Consider the following 16,102-nt stretch of genomic DNA (forward strand, 5'->3'; position numbering starts at 1 on the left):
GTCCTCACCTGCACAGACCCTTGCCAGAACCCGACCCGGCCGGCCCGGCCACTACACCGGAGGATGCGTTGTCCCGACTCACCGTCATCAAGGCAGTGCTCGGACCGATCCTGCGCCTTCTGTTCCGCCCCCAGGTGGAAGGCGCCCAGAACATCCCGGGAACCGGGCCGGTGATTCTCGCGGGCAACCATCTGACGTTCATCGACTCGATGATCATGCCTATCTGCTGCGACCGGCCGGTGTTCTACATCGGCAAGGACGAGTACGTGACCGGCAAGGGCCTCAAGGGCCGGCTGATGGCCTGGTTCTTCACGGGGTGCGGAATAATCCCGGTGGACCGGGACGGGGGCCGCGGCGGCGTCGCCGCGCTCATGACGGGCCGCCGGGTGCTGGAGGAGGGCAACGCCTTCGCGATCTACCCCGAGGGCACCCGCTCCCCCGACGGGCGTCTGTACCGGGGCCGTACGGGTATCGCACGGCTGACGCTGATGACGGGTGCGCCGGTGGTGCCGTTCGCGATGATCGGCACGGACAAGCTGCAGCCCGGCGGCGCCGGCCTCCCGCGTCCGGGCAAGGTCACGGTCCGCTTCGGTGAGCCGATGGAGTTCTCCCGCTACGAGGGCATGGACCGCGACCGCTATGTGCTGCGCGCGGTCACGGATTCGGTGATGGCCGAGGTGATGCGGCTGTCCGGCCAGGAGTACGTGGACATGTACGCGACGAAGGCCAAGGCCGCCTGACCCTCGCGCGCGAGAGGGCCCGTACCCCGGATGGCGGGGTACGGGCCCTTTCGCGTGCCCGCCGTCCGGGTGGACTCCGGGCCTTGTGCTATCCGTGCTCGACGCCGTCCTCCAGCTTCTGGCCGCGCAGCAGGTACCAGGCGGCGACCGCGGTCGCGAGCAGCACCGCGGCGCCGACGCCCGCGGCGACCCTCAGACCGTTGACGAACGCCTCCTGCGCGGCCCAGACCAGTGCGTCCGCCTGCTGGGGCGGGAGCCCCTCGGCCGCCTCCACGGCGCCGCCGAGGGATTCGTGGGCCGCGGCGGAGGTGGCCGGAGCTACGCCGTCCGGGGTGGCGAAGCCCTGGTAGACGCCGGTGACGATGGAGCCGAGCAGCGCGATGCCGAGGGCCGCGCCGAGCTCGTACGCCGTCTCGGAGACCGCGGACGCCGAGCCCGCGTGCTGCTTGGGGACGCTGGAGAGGATCACATCGGCGGTGACGGTGAAGGAGAAGCCCGCGCCGACGCCGACGACCAGGAGCACGAAGCCGAGCAGCGGATAGCCGGTCTCCTTGTGGATGAGGGTGACCACGGCCAGGGCCAGGCCGATCGCCCCGAGTCCGCCGGCCACCACGGAGCGCACCGAGAAGCGACGGGCGGCCCTGCCCGCCAGGAGGCCGGCGGTCACCGCGCCGATGGCCGCGGGCAGCTCGGCGAGACCGGCCTCCAGGGGCCCGCGTCCCTGGACCAGCTGCAGGAACTGGGAGAGGAAGAAGACCAGGCCGGACAGGCCGAGGATGGTGAGCAGATCGGCGAGCACCGCCCCCGAGAAGCCCCGGTGGTGGAAGAGCCGCATGTCCAGCAGGGGGGCGGGGAGCCGGAACTGCCTTCGCACGAACCACACGAGCGCGAGGACACCTCCCACGGCCGCGACGGCGACGGGCCAGTCGGCCCCGTGCGCCGCGAGGTCCTTGATGGCGTACACGATCCCGATCATGCCGATGAGGGAGAGACCGACACTGGGGACGTCCCACGGGCCGGGGGCGGGGTCCTTGGACTCGGGGATCATCTTGACGCCGACGGCCACGAGCACCGCCATGACGGGCAGGTTGATCAGGAAGACGGACCCCCACCAGAAGTGCTCCAGGAGCACACCGCCGACGACGGGGCCGACCGCGGCTCCGGCGGAGGCCATCGCGCCCCAGATGCCGATGGCGAGACTGCGCTCGCGCGGATCGTGGAAGAGGTTGCGGATCAGCGCGAGGGTGGACGGCATGAGGGTGGCACCCGCGACACCCAGCAGGGCCCGGGCCACGATCATCATCTCGGGGGTGGTGGCGTAGGCGTTGAGGACCGAGACGGCACCGAACGCGACGGCGCCGCACAGCAGCAGCTTCTTGCGGCCGATGCGGTCACCGAGGCTGCCCATGGAGACCAGGAGGCCGGCGATGACGAAGGAGTAGACGTCACCGATCCACAGCAGCTGGGTGCCGGTCGGTTCGAGGTCCTCGCTGAGGAACGGGGTCGCCAGGCCGAGCACGGTGGCGTCGACGGCCACCAGCAGCACGGCCAGCACGAGGACGGTGAGGGCGATCCACCGCCCCGGGTGGTACAGGTCGTCCGAGGTGTCGGGCTGCTCGTGGGTACTGCTCATTCCTCCACGCTCCGGCGTGCTCCGCCGAGCAGCAACTCGACGATCATGTACTGGAAGTCCTGCCCGGCGACCCGCCCCACCTGTACGGCCCACGCTCCGGTGCCGATCAGTCCGTACAGGGCTTCGGTCAGCCAGGCCGGGGTGAGGTCGATCCGGAGTTCGCCGCGCTCCTGCCCGCGCCGGAAGAAGGCGGAGACCCGCGCGTCGAGCCGGTTCCAGCCGTCGTTCACCTCGTCGCCCTCGAAGAGCTGGTTCTCGGAGACGAGGAAGGACAGCAGCCCGGCCACGGGCTCCACGGCGGCGACGAGCCTCCGCAGGCCCTCTTCGGCGGTGCCCTCGTCGAGGACGGCCGCATCGAGCGCCGCCTCGAATTCCTGGATGCCGAGGTCCTCCAGCGCTCTCACGAGGGCGTCACGCCCTGCGAAGTGACGGTGCAGGGTGGCGCGGCCGATGCCTGCGGCCCGGGCGACCTCGTCCATGGTCGCGGTGGATCTGCGGGTCAGCAGGGCTGCGGCGCTCCGCAGCACCTGCTCACGATCGAGAGTCATGAGACGACACTATCCCAAGTGAGACAGAATCGTCTCACGGGTGGATGCGTCATCCTCTGTCCGTCCCGTCCCGCCGGAGGAGGGCACCATGAGGTGATGAAGCCGCTGCTGCTGATCGACATCGACGGCCCACTCAACCCGTACGAGGCGCTGTCCCGCCGCAGGCCGCCGAAGGGGTACCGGCGGCACAGCATGCGGCCCACGGGGTGGACCGCCGGGCCGGCGCTGCCTGTCCTGCTCAACCCGGAACACGGCGACGAGCTGCTGGCCCTCACCGGCCTCTACGAGCTCGCCTGGGCGACCACCTGGAAGAACGAGGCCAACGAGTGGATCGCCCCGCGTCTGGGGCTGCCGCCCCTGCCGTACATCGACTGGCCGCGGATGCACGGCCTCACGGGGAACGGGACGTACTGGAAGACGCGCTACGTCGTCGAGTACGCGGCCGGCAGGCCGTTCGCCTGGGTCGACGACGAGATCACGGACCTGGACACCGGCTGGGTGGCGGGGCACCACCCGGGGCGGGCGCTGCTGCGCCCGGTCGACCCCCGGGTGGGGCTGGTGCGGGCGGACTTCGACGCACTCGCCGCCTGGGCGTGACCGCGTGACCCGGGCTCAGCTCCAGGGCAGCGAGGAGCGGTGGCGCCAGTAGGCCTCCGGCTCCTCCACCAGGGCGTCCAGCCGGTCCAGCCGGTCCGCGTCCAGGTCGAGGAGGGGGGCGTGCAGATTGCCGGCGAGCTGGGTGACGGTGACCGCCCCGGACAGGACGACGCCTGCCCACGGCCGGTGGAGCACGAAGGCCAGGGCGACGGAGTCCGCACCCAGTTCCGCCTCGGCGGCGATCTCCTGGGCGACGGCGGGGGCTTCGGTCCCTGCCAGCCTCCCGTTGGCCATGGCCTCCTTGACGATGACGGTGAGCCCGGCGTCGTGCGCCTCCGCGAGCGCCGGGCCGGCGGAGGTCTCCAGGGCGTTGTAGGTGGCCTGGACGGTGCGGAAGAGTGGCTCGCCGTCCACCGTCACGGCAACGGCGGCCCGGATGGCGTCGGCCTGGGCGGGCCCGCTGGTGGAGAACCCGACGGTGGTGCCCTCCGCCGCCAGCGCGGCCAGGCGGGCGTGCAGTTCCTTGTCGCCCAGTGCCGGGCTGTCGGCGGTCACCGAGTGGATCTGGTAGAGGTCCAGCCGCTCCCCGAGCAGCCCGGCCGTCTCGGCGCGCTGCCGTTCGAACGTGGCGAGGCCGTGGTCCTTCACCTCGTGCGCCTCGGCGTCGACGCGCCAGTCGGCGGTGTAGGTGTAGCCCCACTTGCTGCCGACGACCACGTCCGTGACGTCGGGACGTGCGGTCAGCCAGCCGGCGAGGAACTCCTCGGAGCGGCCGTAGGAGCGGGCCGCGTCGAAGTAGCGCACGCCCTGCGCGTAGGCCGCGTCCAGGAGTTCATGGGTGCGGGCGCGCAGGACCTCGACACCGCGGTCGGCGGGGAGGTCCCGGTCGCGGTGCAGGTTGATGTAGCCGGGCCTGCCTACCGCGGCCAGGCCCAGCCCGATGTGCGCGGTCGGAGTGGTCGCTCGGTTCAGGCGGGCGAAGGGCATCGCGGACTCCTCCTGGTCGGTTTCACGTGCCTGCCCGACCAACGTAGCCCGCGATGCCGCCGGATCAGCCCCGCGCGGTCGCCCAGGCGTGCTGCGTCGCGAGATCGGCCTTCACCTCGGCGAGCTGTACGGCGACGGCCGACGGGGCCGTGCCGCCGCGGCCGTCGCGGGAGGCCAGCGCGCCGGGCACGTCGAGCACCGCGCGCACCTCGGGGGTGAGGTGCTCGGAGATCCCGGCGAACTGCTCGTCCGTCAGTTCGTCGAGCTCGATGCCCTGCTGCTCGCACACCTTGACGCACTCGCCCGCGACCTCGTGCGCGACCCGGAACGGCACGCCCTGCTTGACCAGCCACTCGGCGATGTCCGTGGCGAGCGAGAAGCCGGCCGGGGCCAGTTCCTCCATGCGCTCCCGGTGGACGGTGAGCGTGGCCATCATGCCGGTGAAGGCGGGGAGCAGCACCTCCAGCTGGTCGCAGGAGTCGAAGACGGGCTCCTTGTCCTCCTGGAGGTCGCGGTTGTACGCGAGCGGGAGGGCCTTGAGCGTCGCCATCAGCCCGGTCAGGTTGCCGATGAGGCGGCCCGACTTGCCGCGGGCCAGCTCGGCGATGTCGGGGTTCTTCTTCTGCGGCATGATCGAGGAGCCGGTGGAGAAGGCGTCGTGGAGGGTGACGAAGGAGAACTCCTTCGTGTTCCAGATGATGACCTCCTCCGCGATGCGGGAGAGGTTGACGCCGATCATCGCGGTGATGAACGCGAACTCGGCGACGAAGTCCCGCGACGCGGTGCCGTCGATGGAGTTGGCCACGGAGCCGCGCTCGAAGCCGAGGTCCGCCGCGACGGCCTCCGGGTCGAGCCCGAGGGACGACCCGGCCAGCGCGCCGGAGCCGTACGGGGACACGGCGGTCCGCTCGTCCCACTGCCGCAGCCGCTCGGCGTCCCGGATGAGGGGCTGCACATGGGCCAGGACGTGGTGGGCGAACAGGACGGGCTGGGCGTGCTGGAGGTGGGTGCGGCCGGGCATGGCCACGTCCGCGTGCGCCTCGGCGAGGCCGACGAGGGCGTCCTGGAGCTCGGCGATCAGCCCGCCGAGGATCCGGGCGTGGTCGCGCAGGTACATCCGGAAGAGCGTGGCGACCTGGTCGTTGCGGGAGCGGCCTGCCCGCAGCTTGCCGCCGAGGTCCGGGCCGAGGCGCTCCAGGAGACCGCGCTCCAGCGCGGTGTGCACGTCCTCGTCCGCGAGGGTGCCGGTGAAGGAACCGTCGGCGACGGCGGCTTCGAGGTCGTCGAGTCCGGCGGCCATGCGCGCCAGCTCGTCGTCGGTGAGCAGGCCCGCCTTGTTGAGCACACGCGCGTGGGCGCGGGAACCGGCGATGTCGTACGGGGCGAGCCGCCAGTCGAAGTGGACGGAGGCGGACAGCCTGGCCAGCGCCTCGGCGGGGCCGTCGGCGAAACGGCCGCCCCAGAGCCGTACGTCGCTGTTGCCGGTGCCGTTGCTCACTGCGTGCTCCTCGGGAGTGCAAGGGGTGGGTGTGCGATCGCCTCCCCGCCGGCGCGCGGAGGGGAGGCGGTGGTGACGCCGTGGATCGGACGCGGTCACGCACACGGCCGCGATCCTCGAGGACAAGGCATAACTATGCAATCCTCCGTATGCTTTGTCAAAGGTGCTGGTGGGAGGGGTGCGTGATCCCTAGGCTGGACCCATGCGCCCCCTCGTCCCGCTGTCCCCCACGCTGTATCTCCCGCCCCAGGACCGACTGCTGCTGGGCAAGCCCCTGACCGCGGCGCTGGACACGGCCGAGCCGGATGCCTGGGTGGACCTCGACCGGCGGATCGCCACCGCGACCGCGTGGCGGACCGGGGTCAGGCCGCTGCGGTATCTGCTCAGGGAGCGGTATGCCGACGGCAACGGGTCGGTCGACTGGGCCGCCGCCCCCCGCTGGGACGAGGAGGCGCACGACGTCACCTGGTCGCGGTTCCCGCCCTCCGAGGCGGAGACCGCACTCGTCCTCTGCCACGACCGGTGGCAGGCACGGGAGGCGGCGCTGGCCCTCACCCCCGGGCGGCCGGCCCTCCTGCCCCTGCTGCTGGTGCGCTGCGCCGACTCCCGGCCGCGGGTGCGCGAGCGGGCCCGCAGCGTGCTGGCGGCGGACCTGGACGGGCCCGCGGCGGCGGAGCTGGTGCCCCTGGCCCTGCGGCTGAGCATGCGCCCGCGCGGCGACTGGGCCCTGGAGCGGGTCCTGGCCGTGGCCGGGCCCCTGCCGCCCTCACTGGCTCCCCGGATCCTGACGAGCCCGCTGGCACAGGTCCGGGTCCTCGGGGTGCGGCTCTGTCTGGAGCGGGGACTCCTCACACCCGCCGGGCTCACGGATCTCGTCCTCACCGCCCCGGACCGGGCCGTCCGCCGCCTGTGCACCGACGCGCTGCTGGCCCGGGTGTCCCCCGGCGACCCGGAACGGCTCCTGGACCCTCTGCTCGCGGCCTCCTCGGCCGTGACGCGGTCCTCCGCGGTGACGGCACTGCACCGGGCGGGCCGTGGCCGGGAGGCCGCGTGGCACGTGTCGGACCCCTCGGCCGGGGTGCGTTCCGCCGCCCGCCTCGTCCTGCGGATGGAGGGCCGTGAATCCGGGGAGCTCTACCGGGCGCTGTGCGCCGGCCCCGACGTGCCGGGCCTCGCCCCGGGGGCCCTGTTCGGCCTGGCCGAGTCCGGGGCGCCCGGGGCGGCGGCCCTGCTGCGGCCGCTGACTGCCCACCCGGAGGGCCGCGTGCGTGCCGCGGCGCTCGCCGCGCTGCGGATGCTGGACGCGGTCTCGCCCGACACGCTCATGGCCGCCATGGACGACCCGCACCCACCCGTGGTGCGGACCGCCCGCAAGGCGCTCGTCCCGTACGTCCTGCTCGTCCCGGAGGAGTGGCTGGCCGCCCTGGTGGCCCCCGGCCGGCCCCGGCACGTGCGGCGGTCCGGCCTGCGGCTGCTCTGCGCCCACAGCCTCGCCCTGCGCAAACGCGTGCTGGCCGCACTGGAGGAGGACGAGGACCCCGAGGTCGCCCACGAGGCACAGCGCGCCCGGTACGAGCCGTTGCCCCCGGCCGGTTCCGATGGCTGAGACCCGCTGCCCACGGGGCACCTGACGACGGATAATTCATGCCATGGGAAAAACGCATGAACGTATCGACGGACGGCTGCGCACCTTCATCGAGGAGCAGCACGTCTTCTTCACCGCGACCTCGCCCCTGGACGCCGACGGCACGGTCAACCTCTCCCCGAAGGGCGTCAACGGCTCGTTCGCCGTCCTGGACGAACGGACCGTGGCCTACCTGGACTTCGCCGGGAGCAACGCGGAGACCATCGCCCATCTCCGGGAGAACGGCCGCATCACCCTGATGTGGTGCGCCTTCCAGGGGCCGCCGAACATCGTCCGGGTGCACGGCCGCGGTGAGCCCGTCTTCCGCGACGACCCCCGGTTCCCCGGTCTCCTCGGCCGTTTCCCCTCGGTCGACCCGACCGCGCACGGGCTGCGCGCGATCATCGTGGTGAGCGCGGAACTGATCCGGGACACCTGCGGTTACGGGGTGCCCTTCATGGCGTACGACGAGGACCGGACCCTGCACGCCGACCGCTTCCGGCGTGAGGACGACGCGAGTCTGAGCGCGTACTTCGGGAAGAAGGAGGACATCGCCACCAGCATCGACGGGCTGCCGGGCCTGCCCCTGCCGCTGCCCGGCCTGCCCGCGCCGGCGTCCGCGGGGTAGGCACGGGCCCGGTGTACGGCGCTGGGCCGAACGGAGCAGGTGCGGTGGGGCGGGGCGGGCACGGGCCGTACGGTCCGGAGCATGCGCAGACCCTTGGTGACCGCGTCCGTCCTGCTCGCGCTGGCGTCGCTCGCGGCGCGGCCGGCGGAGTCGCCACCCCTTCCGGAACGGCTGGCCGACACGGGCGGCGGCAGCCAGCTGATCACCGCCGAGGCCGCCGGCACGGACTCCACCACGGGCACGGTCACCTGGTGGGACCGGCGGCGGGGGACGTGGGTGGCGGCGGGTTCGGCTCCTGCCCGCTTCGGCGCGAACGGCCTGGCCGAGGGCACCACCCGTACGCAGGGCACGAACACCACGCCGACCGGCCTGTTCGACCTGCCGTACGCCTTCGGCACCGGGACGGCCCCGGCCGGGACCCGCTATCCGTACCGCCGGGCCGGCGACCGCTCGTGGTGGTGCCAGGACAACGCGTCCCCCGCGTACAACCGCTGGGTGGAGCCGCGCCCGGCCCACTGCCGGGCGGGCGAGGCCGAGCACCTGGTCGCGTACCGCGCGCAGTACGCCCGCGCGCTCGTGATCGGCTTCAACTACCACCGGCCGGTCCGGGGCCGGGGCGCCGGGATCTTCCTGCACGTCGACGGCAGGGGAGCGACCGCCGGCTGCGTGTCCGTACCGGCCACCGGCATGGAGCGGATCCTCGCCTGGGCCGATCCGGCACGGCGGCCGCACATCGCGATCGGGACCGGGTCCGGCCCGACGGCGATCACACGCTACTGACGGCGGCCGCTCAGCGGTCGTTCTGGGCGAGCCGCAGCAGGTGGTCGGCCAGTGCCTGGCCGCCGTTCGGGTCACGGCTGATCAGCATCAGCGTGTCGTCGCCCGCGATCGTGCCGAGGATCGCCCGGAGTTCGGCCTGGTCGATGGCCGAGGCGAGGAACTGGGCGGCGCCCGGCGGGGTCCGGAGCACCACCAGGTTGGCCGAGGCCTCCGCGGAGATGAGCAGCTCGGCGGAGAGCCTGCGCATCCGCTCCTCCTTCGCGGACCCGCCGAGCGGTGCCTGCGGAGTGCGGAAGCCGCCCTCGCTGGGCACCGCGTAGATCAGCTCGCCGCCGGTGTTGCGGATCTTCACCGCGCCGAGCTCGTCCAGGTCGCGGGAGAGCGTCGCCTGGGTGACGCTCAGCCCGTCGTCGGCCAGGAGCTTGGCCAGCTGGCTCTGCGAGCGCACCGGCTGCCGGTTGAGGATGTCCACGATCCTGCGGTGGCGTGCCGTGCGGGTCTGCGGCACCGACGGCCCGCCGTGCTCGGATTCCTGCGCCTCGGTCATCGTCGTCGCCTCAATCTCCGGATCGTCACTCTGCGGACCGTCCGTCCCCGTAGGCCGCGTCGAGAGCTCCCGGCAGGATCCGCAGGAACGCGTCCACCTCCGCGTCACCGATGATCAGCGGCGGCATGAGCCGTACGACGTCGGGGGCGGGAGCGTTCACCAGGAGTCCGGCTTCCTGAGCCGCCTGCTGCACCTTCGCCGCGAGGGGCCCGGTGAGCACGATACCCAGCAGCAGGCCGGAGCCTCGGACGTGGGAGACCAGCGGGTGCCCCAGGCCCTCGACGCCGTCCCTGATCCTCTCGCCGAGCCGCTTCACCTCGTCCAGGGTGCCGTCGGCGGCGAGGGTGTCCAGGACGGCGAGGCCGGCGGCGCAGGCGACGGGGTTGCCGCCGAACGTCGTGCCGTGCTGACCGGGCTTCAGCAGGTCGGCCGCCGCGCCGAACGCCACGGTGGCGCCGATCGGCAGTCCGCCGCCGAGGCCCTTGGCGAGCGTGACGAGGTCGGGCTCGACGCCCTGGTGGGCCTGGTGCTCGAACCAGTGGCCGCAGCGGCCGATCCCGGTCTGCACCTCGTCCAGGACCAGCAGCGTGCCGGTGGCCCGGGTGATCTCCCGGGCGGCCTCCAGATAGCCCTTGGGCGGGACGACCACACCGTTCTCGCCCTGCATGGGCTCGATGATCAGCAGCGCCGTGTCGGTGGTCACCGCGGCCCGGAGCGCCTCGACGTCTCCGTACGGCACGTGGGTGACGTCGCCGGGCAGCGGGAGGAAGCCCTCGCGCTTCTTGGGCTGGCCGGTGAGGGCGAGGGCGCCCATGGTCCGGCCGTGGAAGCCGCCGTCGGTGGCGACCATGTGGCCGCGGCCGGTGAGCCGGCCGATCTTGAAGGCGGCCTCGTTGGCCTCGGCACCGGAGTTGGAGAAGTAGACCCGGCCCGTGCGCCCGAAGAGCTGGAGCAGCCGCTCGGCGAGCTCGACGGGCGGTTCGGCGATGAAGAGGTTGGAGACGTGGCCGAGCGAGCCGATCTGGCGGGAGACGGCCTCGACGACGGCCGGGTGGGCGTGACCGAGGGCGTTGACCGCGATCCCGCCGACGAAGTCGAGGTATTCGGTGCCGTCGGCGTCCCACACCCGGGCTCCGGCACCGCGCACCAGGGACAGCTGCGGCGTGCCGTAGTTGTCCATGAGTGCGCCCTGCCAGCGCTGTGTGAACTCCTGGTTGCTCATGACTCCCCCTGTGCGGTCCGTGCGTCGGGCACGACCATCGTGCCGATTCCCTCGTCGGTGAAGATCTCCAGCAGGATCGAGTGCTGGACCCGGCCGTCGATGACACGGGCCGTCTCGACCCCGTTGCGTACGGCGTGCAGGCAGCCCTGCATCTTGGGGACCATGCCGCTGGACAGGTCGGGCAGCAGCCTCTCCAGCTCGGTGGCGGTGAGGCGGCTGATCACGTCGTCGCTGTTCGGCCAGTCCTCGTAGAGGCCCTCGACGTCGGTGAGGACCATCAGCGTCTCGGCGTTCAGCGCGGCGGCGAGTGCGGCGGCGGCGGTGTCGGCGTTGACGTTGTAGACGTGGTTGTCCTCGGCCGAGCGGGCGATGGAGGAGATGACCGGGATCCGGCCGTCGTCGAGCAGCGCCTGGATGGCCCCGGTGTCGATGGCGGTGATCTCGCCGACCCGGCCGATGTCGACGGCCTCGCCGTCGATCACCGGGCGGTGCTGGGTGGCGGTGATGGTGTGGGCGTCCTCGCCGGTCATGCCGACCGCGAGCGGGCCGTGCTGGTTGAGCAGGCCGACGAGCTCACGCTGGACCTGCCCCGCCAGCACCATCCGCACGACGTCCATCGCCTCGGGCGTGGTGACGCGGAGTCCGGCCTTGAACTCGCTGACCAGGCCCTGCTTGTCGAGCTGGGCACTGATCTGCGGGCCGCCGCCGTGCACGACGACGGGCTTGAGGCCGGCGTGCCGCAGGAAGACGACGTCCTGCGCGAACGCGGCCTTCAGCTCCTCGTCGATCATGGCGTTGCCGCCGAACTTGATGACGACGGTCCTGCCGTTGTGGCGGGTCAGCCAGGGCAGTGCCTCGATGAGGATCTGTGCCTTCGGCAGCGCGGTGTGCTTCCTCGCGGCGCTCATGAGCTGTACGCGCTGTTCTCGTGGACGTACTCGGCGGTGAGGTCGTTGGCCCAGATGACGGCCGCCTCGCTGCCCTCGGCGAGGTCGGCGGTGATCCGGACCTCCCGGTAGCGCATGTCGACGAGCTCGCGGTCCTCACCGACGCTGCCGTTCCTGCAGACCCAGACGTCGTTGATGGCGACGTTCAGCCGGTCCGGGTCGAAGGCGGCCTTCGTGGTGCCGATCGCGGAGAGGACCCGGCCCCAGTTGGGGTCCTCGCCGTGGATGGCGCACTTGAGGAGGTTGTTGCGGGCGATGCTGCGGCCCACTTCGACGGCGTCGTCCTCGGTGGCCGCGCCCACGACCTCGATGCGGATGTCCTTGGAGGATCCCTCGGCGTCGCCGATCAGCTGGCGGGCGAGGTCCGCGCAGACGGTCCGCACGGCTTCGGCGAACTCCTCCTGCCCCGGGGCGACTCCGGCGGCCCCCGAGGCGAGCAGCAGCACGGTGTCGTTGGTCGACATGCAGCCGTCGGAGTCCACCCGGTCGAAGGTGGTGCGGGTGGCGTCGCGGAGTGCGGCATCGAGCGCGGGGGCCTCGACGTCGGCGTCGGTGGTGAGGACGACCAGCATCGTGGCGAGGCCGGGGGCGAGCATGCCCGCACCCTTGGCCATCCCGCCGACGGTCCATCCCTCGCCGCCCGCCACGGCCGTCTTGTGCACGGTGTCGGTGGTCTTGATGGCGAGGGCGGCGCGCTCGCCGCCGTGCTCGCTGAGGGCGGCGGCCGCCGTCCCGATGCCGGGCAGCAGCTTGTCCATCGGGAGCGGCAGGCCGATGAGCCCGGTCGACGCGACCGCGATCTCGCCGGCGCTGTGACCGGTGAGGACCTCGGCGGCCCTCTCGGCGGTGGCGTGGGTGTCCTGGAAGCCCTTGGGGCCCGTACAGGCGTTGGCGCCACCGGAGTTGAGGACGACGGCGGTCACTTCGCCGCCCCTGAGGACCTGCTCCGACCAGAGGACGGGCGCGGCCTTGACGCGGTTGGAGGTGAAGACGCCCGCGGCGGCGCGGCGGGGACCGTTGTTGACCACGAGGGCCAGGTCCGGTCCGCCGCTCTCCTTGATCCCGGCGGCGATGCCCGCCGCCGTGAACCCCTTGGCTGCCGTGACGCTCACGGTGCGACTCCGATCGTGGAAAGACCCGTGTCCTCGGGAAGTCCGAGGGCGATGTTCATGCTCTGCAGGGCACCCGACGCGGTGCCCTTGGCGAGGTTGTCGATGGCGCTGATCACGATGATCCGGCCGGCCGCCTCGTCGAGGGCGACCTGGATCTGGACGGCGTTGGATCCGTACACGGCCGCGGTGGCGGGCCACTGGCCCTCGGGCAGCAGGTCGACGAACGGCTCGTCCGCGAAGGCCTTCTCGTACACGGCGCGGAGGGACTCGGCGCTCACGCCCGGCTTCGCCTTCGCGCTGCACGTGGCGAGGATGCCGCGGGGCATGGGCGCGAGGGTCGGTGTGAAGGACACCGTGACCGGCTCGCCCGCCGCGGCGCCGAGGTTCTGGATCATCTCCGGCGTGTGCCGGTGGACGCCGCCGACCCCGTAGGGCGACATGTTGCCCATGACCTCGGAGCCGAGCAGGTGCGGCTTGGCCGCCTTGCCCGCGCCGGAGGTGCCGGACGCGGCGACGACGACGGCCTCGGGCTCGGCCAGGCCTGCCCCGTACGCCGGGAAGAGGGCGAGGGAGACGGCGGTCGGGTAGCAGCCGGGGACGGCGATGCGCTTGGTCCCCGCCAGGGCCGCACGGGCCCCGGGCAGCTCCGGCAGGCCGTAGGGCCAGGTGCCGGCGTGCGGCGATCCGTAGAACTTCTCCCAGTCCGCGGCGTTCTTCAGCCGGAAGTCGGCGCCCATGTCGACGACGAGCACCTCGTCACCGAGCTGCTCCGCGACGGCGGCGGACTGCCCGTGGGGCAGGGCCAGGAAGACGACGTCGTGCCCGGCGAGGGCGTCAGCCGTGGTCGGCAGGAGCACACGGTCCGCGAGCGGCCTCAGGTGCGGTTGGAGCGCGCCGAGCTTCTGCCCCGCGTTGGAGTGGCCGGTGAGGGCGCCGATCTCGACCTCCGGGTGACTGAGGAGCAGACGGAGCAGCTCCCCGCCGGCATATCCGCTCGCCCCTGCCACTGCCGCACGTACCACCATCGATATCCTCCTCGTCGATGGCATGACTATACGCAGCTATGCACTTTTATGCAAAGATTTTCGCTGTACGGAAGCCGGCTCAATCTGCCCGGCCGCCGGATCGGCGGCGGTTCCCGGGGGAGCTCCCGCCGAAGGACCGCCCGGCCCGACGGCACTCCGGTGGACGCGACGTGGCGCACCGGTGCGGCGGGCGGACTGCGCGCAGGCGGCTCCCCGCCGAAGCCGTCGCCGCCGGCGCACCGATCGAGGTCGCCAGGATCTCCGCGCCGCCCCGGTCGAGGCCCTGCCCGGCGGCGAGCAGCACCGCTGCGGCTTCGCACCGGTCCGGGGTTCAGGGCGTACGAGGACTCGCCGACCGGGCCCTGTGCGCGGCGGCGTTCCGCTTCATGTGTCGTGGGGTGGGCATGCGCGGGGTCTGCGTGTCGGCCGTGCCGGTGCGGGCGGCTCCCACCCCTGGAGCATGGGCGGGGCGCCGCCGACCGGCCCTGTTCCGCTGCCGCCGCTCGTACAGCTGCGCCGCGTCGAGCCCCCTGAGGCCGCCCGGTCGTACACGGCCCGGATGCGAGTTGCCGGTCCCCGTCGCCGAGCAGTCCCGCACGAGCGCCGGTGATCCGGCCCACGCATGCGGCGAGCCGCGGGCGCGCGCCCGGGCGTACGTCGGCGCCGGCGCCGCGCGCCGGGACGAGCATCGCTGCCGGCGCCTCGGTAGGTCGTACGCGCCGGGCTCCGGGGGACCCACGCGTGCAGTGCGTCCGGATCGGCGGAGTGTCCGGCGCCTCGGCTGCGTCCTACTCGCGCACGGCCGCCGCGAGTCCGGCGTTCACCACGAGCCCGGCGCACGCCGGGAGCGCGTCAGGAACGCGCGTCGCCGGTCTCCTCGGACCGCGCCGCGTTCTTCTCCTTGATGCGCACGGCTTCCTTGCGGACCTCGGCCTGGGTGGCCCGCTCCTTCTGCAGCCACTCGGGGCTCTCGTTCTTCAGCTCGTCGATCTGCTCGGTGGTCAGCGGCTCGGTGACTCCGCCCCGCGCGAGGCCGGCGATGGAGATGCCCAGCTTGGAGGCGACCACGGGCCGGGGGTGCGGGCCGTTGCGCCGCAGCTCCTGCAGCCACGCGGGCGGGTCGGCCTGCAGCGCGTTCAGCTCGCCGCGCGAGACGACGCCCTCCTGGAACTCGGCGGGGGTGGCTTCGAGGTACACACCCAGCTTCTTCGCCGCGGTGGCGGGCTTCATGGTCTGGGTGGTCTGGTGCGACGTCATGGTGCCCAGGGTATCGAGCATGTGCGCCCCCTCCGACCACGCCCGGTAGCCTGGCGGGGTGACAGGCTCGGAAACCCCCTCCTCGTTCCGGCTCGCCTACGTCCCGGGCGTGACCCCGACCAAATGGGTGCGGATCTGGAACGAACGGCTGCCCGGTGTCCCCCTGACCCTCGTGGGCGTACCCGCCGACGAGGCGGCCCGCACGCTGCGCGGCGGCGACGCCGACGCCGGTTTCGTGCGCCTCCCGGTCGACCGTACGGATCTGAGCGCCATCCCCCTCTACACCGAGACGACCGTCGTCGTGGTCCCCAAGGACCACCTCGTGGCGGCCGTCGACGAGGTGTCGGCCGCGGACCTCGCCGAGGAGGTCGTCCTGCACCCCCTCGACGACACCCTGGAGTGGGACCGTCCGCCCGGCCTGCCGGCGCTGGAACGCCCCGCGACGACGGAGGACGCGGTCGAGCTGGTGGCCGCGGGGGTGGGACTGCTCGTCGTCCCCCAGTCGCTGGCCCGGCTGTACCACCGCAAGGACCTCACCTACCGGCCGCTCTCGGACGTCCCGGAGTCGCGCATCGCGCTGTCGTGGCCGGAGGAGAGGACCACCGACCTGGTGGAGGAGTTCATCGGGATCGTCCGCGGGCGGACCGTGAACAGCACCCGGGGACGCCCCCCGACACCCCCGCAGCCGAAGGCCAAGCGCTCCGAGAAGAAGGGGGGCGCGCCGCGCAAGCCCGCGGCCGGCAAGGCGACGGGCAAGAACCCCCGCGGCGCGTCCGGCGGTGGCAAGCGCGGCAAGCCCCGCCGCCGCCCCTAGGGCCTCGGCGGCGCACCACCCCGTACCCGTAGTACTCCAGAGCTACGGGACAGGTGCACTCCATGGCGGGACGCGGACCACACGGGACGCTCCATAGCTTCGGTACCGGATTCACCAGGAACATCCGGTACGGAAGGACCTCC

16 protein-coding genes are annotated in these 16,102 nt (G+C 72.7%); 6 read left to right on the forward strand and 10 right to left on the reverse strand.

Annotated features, from left to right (window positions below):
• Positions 1-68 precede the first annotated feature (68 nt).
• Positions 69-740, forward strand: coding sequence for a lysophospholipid acyltransferase family protein (locus OG927_RS05455; protein ID WP_330319785.1), 672 nt, complete (start codon positions 69-71; stop codon positions 738-740).
• Positions 741-828: 88 nt separating this feature from the next.
• On the opposite strand, the gene OG927_RS05460 is transcribed toward OG927_RS05455, so the two are convergent.
• Positions 829-2,373 carry an MFS transporter gene (locus OG927_RS05460; RefSeq protein ID WP_056786778.1) on the reverse strand — a complete coding sequence of 515 codons (1,545 nt, stop codon included), beginning with the start codon at positions 2,371-2,373 and terminating at the stop codon, positions 829-831.
• A complete protein-coding gene (locus tag OG927_RS05465; protein ID WP_056786775.1) occupies positions 2,370-2,921 on the reverse strand; it encodes a TetR/AcrR family transcriptional regulator in 552 nt (183 codons plus the stop codon). Before OG927_RS05465 ends, OG927_RS05460 begins: the two co-directional genes overlap by 4 nt.
• Before the next feature lie 96 nt (positions 2,922-3,017).
• Between OG927_RS05465 and OG927_RS05470 the strand changes: the two genes are divergently transcribed.
• Complete coding sequence (locus OG927_RS05470; protein ID WP_056786772.1) at positions 3,018-3,518, forward strand: HAD domain-containing protein; 501 nt, start codon at positions 3,018-3,020, stop codon at positions 3,516-3,518.
• A gap of 15 nt (positions 3,519-3,533) precedes the next feature.
• Here the strand turns inward: OG927_RS05470 and OG927_RS05475 are convergent, their stop codons facing one another.
• Positions 3,534-4,505, reverse strand: coding sequence for an aldo/keto reductase (locus OG927_RS05475; RefSeq protein ID WP_124282904.1), 972 nt, complete (start codon positions 4,503-4,505; stop codon positions 3,534-3,536).
• A 64-nt stretch (positions 4,506-4,569) separates the two neighbouring features.
• Entirely contained in the window at positions 4,570-6,003 is a 1,434-nt protein-coding gene (gene argH, locus OG927_RS05480) for an argininosuccinate lyase (protein WP_330319786.1), read from the reverse strand.
• A gap of 202 nt (positions 6,004-6,205) precedes the next feature.
• On the opposite strand from argH, the gene OG927_RS05485 reads away from it, so the two are divergent.
• The 3 genes from OG927_RS05485 to OG927_RS05495 all read left to right on the forward strand — a co-directional run bounded on the left by OG927_RS05485 (position 6,206) and on the right by OG927_RS05495 (position 9,035).
• A complete protein-coding gene (locus OG927_RS05485; protein WP_330319787.1) occupies positions 6,206-7,609 on the forward strand; it encodes a HEAT repeat domain-containing protein in 1,404 nt (467 codons plus the stop codon).
• Between the two features lie 43 nt (positions 7,610-7,652).
• Positions 7,653-8,255: a pyridoxamine 5'-phosphate oxidase family protein gene (locus OG927_RS05490; protein WP_056786761.1), complete on the forward strand. Its 603-nt coding sequence runs from the start codon at positions 7,653-7,655 to the stop codon at positions 8,253-8,255.
• A gap of 81 nt (positions 8,256-8,336) precedes the next feature.
• Positions 8,337-9,035: a L,D-transpeptidase family protein gene (locus tag OG927_RS05495; protein WP_330319788.1), complete on the forward strand. Its 699-nt coding sequence runs from the start codon at positions 8,337-8,339 to the stop codon at positions 9,033-9,035.
• A gap of 10 nt (positions 9,036-9,045) precedes the next feature.
• On the opposite strand, the gene OG927_RS05500 is transcribed toward OG927_RS05495, so the two are convergent.
• From OG927_RS05500 to OG927_RS05525, 6 genes are all read right to left on the reverse strand, one after another.
• Positions 9,046-9,582 carry an arginine repressor gene (locus OG927_RS05500; RefSeq protein ID WP_056786755.1) on the reverse strand — a complete coding sequence of 179 codons (537 nt, stop codon included), beginning with the start codon at positions 9,580-9,582 and terminating at the stop codon, positions 9,046-9,048.
• 25 nt (positions 9,583-9,607) lie between these two features.
• Complete coding sequence (locus tag OG927_RS05505; protein ID WP_330319789.1) at positions 9,608-10,804, reverse strand: acetylornithine transaminase; 1,197 nt, start codon at positions 10,802-10,804, stop codon at positions 9,608-9,610.
• Positions 10,801-11,712, reverse strand: coding sequence for an acetylglutamate kinase (gene argB, locus OG927_RS05510; RefSeq protein ID WP_056786750.1), 912 nt, complete (start codon positions 11,710-11,712; stop codon positions 10,801-10,803). The genes OG927_RS05505 and argB overlap by 4 nt, the downstream gene beginning before the upstream one ends.
• Complete coding sequence (gene argJ / locus OG927_RS05515; protein WP_330319790.1) at positions 11,709-12,863, reverse strand: bifunctional glutamate N-acetyltransferase/amino-acid acetyltransferase ArgJ; 1,155 nt, start codon at positions 12,861-12,863, stop codon at positions 11,709-11,711. The genes argB and argJ overlap by 4 nt, the downstream gene beginning before the upstream one ends.
• Entirely contained in the window at positions 12,860-13,888 is a 1,029-nt protein-coding gene (argC, locus tag OG927_RS05520) for an N-acetyl-gamma-glutamyl-phosphate reductase (RefSeq protein WP_056786744.1), read from the reverse strand. Before argC ends, argJ begins: the two co-directional genes overlap by 4 nt.
• An 852-nt stretch (positions 13,889-14,740) precedes the next feature.
• Complete coding sequence (locus tag OG927_RS05525) at positions 14,741-15,145, reverse strand: DUF5997 family protein (RefSeq protein WP_056787528.1); 405 nt, start codon at positions 15,143-15,145, stop codon at positions 14,741-14,743.
• 58 nt (positions 15,146-15,203) lie between these two features.
• Here OG927_RS05525 and OG927_RS05530 point away from each other — a divergent pair, with 58 nt between their 5' ends.
• Positions 15,204-15,959 carry a LysR family substrate-binding domain-containing protein gene (locus tag OG927_RS05530; RefSeq protein WP_330319791.1) on the forward strand — a complete coding sequence of 252 codons (756 nt, stop codon included), beginning with the start codon at positions 15,204-15,206 and terminating at the stop codon, positions 15,957-15,959.
• The last annotated feature ends 143 nt before the right edge of the window (positions 15,960-16,102 follow it).

It is taken from the genome of Streptomyces clavifer (genome assembly GCF_036345975.1).
Lineage (GTDB): Bacteria > Actinomycetota > Actinomycetes > Streptomycetales > Streptomycetaceae > Streptomyces > Streptomyces clavifer.

Coding starts and splice junctions, on each gene's coding strand:
- OG927_RS05460 (WP_056786778.1), bottom strand. CDS start 2,373: ATGAGCAGTACCCACGAGCAGCCCGACACCTCGGACGACCTGTACCAC.
- OG927_RS05465 (WP_056786775.1), bottom strand. CDS start 2,921: ATGACTCTCGATCGTGAGCAGGTGCTGCGGAGCGCCGCAGCCCTGCTG.
- OG927_RS05470 (WP_056786772.1), top strand. CDS start 3,018: ATGAAGCCGCTGCTGCTGATCGACATCGACGGCCCACTCAACCCGTAC.
- OG927_RS05475 (WP_124282904.1), bottom strand. CDS start 4,505: ATGCCCTTCGCCCGCCTGAACCGAGCGACCACTCCGACCGCGCACATC.
- OG927_RS05485 (WP_330319787.1), top strand. CDS start 6,206: ATGCGCCCCCTCGTCCCGCTGTCCCCCACGCTGTATCTCCCGCCCCAG.
- OG927_RS05490 (WP_056786761.1), top strand. CDS start 7,653: ATGGGAAAAACGCATGAACGTATCGACGGACGGCTGCGCACCTTCATC.
- OG927_RS05495 (WP_330319788.1), top strand. CDS start 8,337: ATGCGCAGACCCTTGGTGACCGCGTCCGTCCTGCTCGCGCTGGCGTCG.
- OG927_RS05500 (WP_056786755.1), bottom strand. CDS start 9,582: ATGACCGAGGCGCAGGAATCCGAGCACGGCGGGCCGTCGGTGCCGCAG.
- OG927_RS05505 (WP_330319789.1), bottom strand. CDS start 10,804: ATGAGCAACCAGGAGTTCACACAGCGCTGGCAGGGCGCACTCATGGAC.
- argB (WP_056786750.1), bottom strand. CDS start 11,712: ATGAGCGCCGCGAGGAAGCACACCGCGCTGCCGAAGGCACAGATCCTC.
- argC (WP_056786744.1), bottom strand. CDS start 13,888: ATGGTGGTACGTGCGGCAGTGGCAGGGGCGAGCGGATATGCCGGCGGG.
- OG927_RS05525 (WP_056787528.1), bottom strand. CDS start 15,145: ATGACGTCGCACCAGACCACCCAGACCATGAAGCCCGCCACCGCGGCG.